The sequence below is a fragment of the Brevundimonas sp. NPDC058933 genome, from assembly GCF_049315965.1.
Taxonomy (GTDB): domain Bacteria; phylum Pseudomonadota; class Alphaproteobacteria; order Caulobacterales; family Caulobacteraceae; genus Brevundimonas.
Window position 1 is genome coordinate 2,425 of the sequence record NZ_JBMOSL010000026.1, and the last position, 588, is coordinate 3,012.

A 588-nucleotide genomic window follows, 5' to 3' on the forward strand; every position below is an offset into this window, starting at 1 on the left:
CGCGTGCGCTTGCCAACTTCGACACACGCGGCTTCATCAAGCTGGTCATCGAGGAAGGTAGCGGACGGCTCATCGGCGTGCAAGCGGTGGCCCCGGAAGCGGGTGAACTGATCCAGACGGCGGTGCTCGCCATTCGCAACCGTATGACCGTGCAGGAACTGACCGACCAATTGTTCCCCTACCTGACCATGGTCGAAGGGCTGAAGCTCGCGGCGCAGACCTTCAGCAAGGACGTGAAGCAGCTTTCGTGCTGCGCCGGATGAGGAAAAGGAGGTGTTCAATGAGCGCCTACACAGTGTCCCGGCTGGCCCTTGATGCCGGGGTGAGCGTGCATATCGTGCGCGACTACCTGCTGCGCGGATTGCTACGGCCGGTCGCGTGCACCACGGGCGGCTACGGCTTGTTCGATGACACCGCGTTGCAACGGCTGCGCTTTGTACGGGCTGCCTTCGAAGCGGGTATCGGCCTGGACGCACTGGCGCGGCTGTGCCGGGCGCTGGATGCTGCGGACGGTGACGGTGCGTCTGCGCAGCTTGCCGTGTTGCGGCAACTCGTCGAGCGTCGGCGCGAGGCCCTGGCCAGCGTCGA

At 65.0% G+C, this 588-nt stretch carries 1 protein-coding gene and 1 pseudogene; both read left to right on the forward strand.

Features of this window, described 5'->3' with window-relative positions:
• A pseudogene (locus ACOZBP_RS17290) lies at window positions 1-263 on the forward strand (mercuric reductase); the annotation flags it as partial.
• Between the two features lie 17 nt (window positions 264-280).
• Window positions 281-588, forward strand: a 308-nt coding sequence (gene merD, locus ACOZBP_RS17295; RefSeq protein ID WP_422677553.1) for a mercury resistance co-regulator MerD, incomplete at its 3' end; no start/stop codon positions are given.